Source organism: Microcystis sp. LE19-195.1E (assembly GCF_027532095.1).
Taxonomy (GTDB): Bacteria; Cyanobacteriota; Cyanobacteriia; order Cyanobacteriales; family Microcystaceae; genus Microcystis; species Microcystis aeruginosa.
In genome coordinates this window covers 1-2,619 of the sequence record NZ_JAPZSZ010000140.1, presented here as the reverse complement: position 1 = coordinate 2,619, position 2,619 = coordinate 1, and the positions used below count along the sequence as shown (strand labels likewise).

At 45.9% G+C, this 2,619-nt stretch carries 3 protein-coding genes; 2 read left to right on the top strand and 1 reads right to left on the bottom strand.

Going from position 1 to position 2,619, the window contains the following annotated elements; genetic code table 11:
• On the bottom strand, positions 1–180 hold a 180-nt coding region (locus O9300_RS08220), incomplete at its 3' end, for a helix-turn-helix domain-containing protein (protein WP_287971189.1).
• A gap of 172 nt (positions 181–352) precedes the next feature.
• Here O9300_RS08220 and O9300_RS08215 point away from each other — a divergent pair.
• On the top strand, positions 353–892 hold the full coding sequence (locus O9300_RS08215; RefSeq protein WP_147073269.1) for a DUF3038 domain-containing protein: 540 nt from the start codon (positions 353–355) through the stop codon (positions 890–892).
• A 189-nt stretch (positions 893–1,081) separates the two neighbouring features.
• The gene (locus O9300_RS08210; protein ID WP_287971186.1) at positions 1,082–2,416 is read left to right on the top strand and encodes a DUF4335 domain-containing protein; all 1,335 of its coding nucleotides are present in this window, start codon (positions 1,082–1,084) and stop codon (positions 2,414–2,416) included.
• The last annotated feature ends 203 nt before the right edge of the window (positions 2,417–2,619 follow it).

Genomic DNA, 2,619 nt, shown 5'->3' with positions numbered 1-2,619 from the left:
CCAATCGGTCAACATTGAAGAAGTTTGAGCGTAGCCTACTCTTTCTTGCTTTTCGTACCAAGCTTGTGTTCGTTCGTGGAGAGCTTTGTTGTAAACTAATCTTACACAGCCCAAAGTGCGCCGCAATAGCGACTCTTGTTCTGCTGTGGGGTAAAATCGAAACGAATAGGCTTTCTCCATATCTCACATTCTAGCATATATCGTGTAAATGCGCTACTATTTCATAGTAAAGCCGTCCTTTGAGAACGGGGTTTCAGAGCCAAAATTGGCGATGACACTTTAGAACCAGTGATTTTTTCTCCTAAACCCAAGTTTTTCTGCTGGCAATTCCTTATTATCTATGTCCTTGACTATGCCTCAGTCTGCCGAGTCCTCCACGGGTGAGGATTTACCCCTAGCTATCTCACCCAGTAACGAGCAGTTAGAGAATATTAATAGCTATTTAAACCTGATTTTGGCAGCTTTAGTCTCTCTAGCTAATTTAGACTCCGAGTCTATCACCCAAGCAGCCCAAGAATTAGCCTTAGATCTGGATACAAGCGATCGCCTAGTTGCCCACTACTGGCAACCCCAGTCAAACCTCTCCCTAGCGGACATCCGTTCTCTAGTTCTCCTCCTCTGTCATCTAGCCCAAAAAAAGCAAGAGTTAATCCGTCGCGCCGTAATTCTCTTGGAACAAGTGGGAACTCAAGGACAAGAACCGGTCAAAACCACGCTTTTGGGCAATTATATTGATAATTTTCGCTTAAAATACCCAGAAATATCGGAAAATAATCTCAGTGATTCTAGCCTAATTTCCCTAGCCTGGAAATTATTAATCGATTTATTGTTCTACAGCAGCCCCCGCAGTCATCTCCTTCTCTGGCACACCCTTTTGGCAAGTAAAAAGTAAAAAGGCTATCAGTTATCAGTTATCAGTTATCAGTTTTCAGGTTTCAGTTTTCAGTTCACCGATTACTGTTTACTGTTTACTGGACGGCTACGCCGTGCCTTTGGCAACACTGAAAAAAAGCTTCCCAGTTCATAATTCATAATTCATAATTCATAATTCATAATTTATAATTCCCACCGATAACTAAAAATGAGTAATCTAATTCGCAAATATACACCCCCCACCTGTACCCTAGAAATTTGGGGAAATAGTTCGCCTCTGGCGGTTTGGTTAGGTAAAAATGTCTTAAACGATGCCCACTTTCAATTGCGTTTTGATGATCCTAGATTGAGTGAGGAAAAACAGGTGACGATCAAAGGCGATCGCACACAATTACAACTCCTAGGGGAAATTGTTGCTAATTATGTGCAGAATTTACTCTCTAGTCCCGTTTCTACCCTCTCTTTCGTGGCTAGTGGTTCCCCCGAAAGCCATCTCCCCTCCTTACCCTCTCTCCGTTGTCAGGGACTTCTGCAGCATCAATTATTTTTGGGTTCCCTGCTAACCGATCAGGATAAACAGGAGATCGAATTAACCACATCGCAATTATTCGATCTAGCCAATGCTTTAGGGGAATATAACCATGAAAGCCCCCTAATACCCCCATTAATTCGCCAGAAAACTCGAAAAAATGCCCTGATGTGGACGGGATTAATCGCCTCAGCCCTAATAACTATCGGGGGAATAGCGATCGCATTTTATCAACAGCAACAAGTGGCCAACAATGATTTAACCACTGATCCCAATAGTGCCAAGATTCCCCAACCCTTGCCAACGCTGCCTTTACCCCCCACGGGAACGGCCGCCCCAAACCCGCAGTTACCGGCAAATTTGGGCAATAAAACCCCTTTACCGCCACCGCCACCCGTGGGAACCGTTCCAGCCCCAGTTCGCCCCTCTAGCGTCCCCCTAGTGATTCCGCCGTCCACTTTACCGCCGCCACCAGTCACAGGTTCGCGTCCAGGCGGCACGGCGATCGTAATTGAACCGAATAATGAGAAAATCCCGATTACTGCCCCCCCCGTCACTGGCGATCAGGGTACAAATGCACTGGTAAATGTTCCCCCCACCACGATGAATCCGACTCCAGCACCGCCAAAATTGCCCAATTTACCGACTCTAAGCCCTGTTAACCCCGAAAATGTCAATTTAGACCCCAAACCGCCCACAAGCACTGCTAAAGCCCCAGAGACGAACTTACTAGATACCATTCCCCAAGTGGCAGAAACCAGAGAATATTTTCAATCCCGTTGGCAACCGCCGGAAAGTCTCAAGCATACTCTAGAGTACCGTTTGGTCTTAAATCAGGATGGTTCCCTAAAACAGATTATTCCCCTGGGACAGGCGGCGAAAATCTATCTCGATCGCACTAATATGCCCCTGCTTAATCAACCTTTTGTTTCTCCCCTCGATATCCCTGGTAATCCCCAATTGCGTCTAGTTCTTGGTTCTGATGGTACGGTGCGGACTTTTATGGAACAGTAATAGGCTGTAAGCTGCTCGCGCGTTTAAATTGCCTGTTGAGACGAGGCAAGAGGCAATTTAAATAGGGTCTGCTGAAAAAGTTTTTCCTGGGGGTAGGAGTCGGTCGTCGGTCGTCAGTAGCCGGTCGTTTCAGGCTTTGTTGCCCTTGTTTTTTGTACCAAGCGATGTACCACAAGAAGGATAATGCAAGGTTTTTGAAAGTC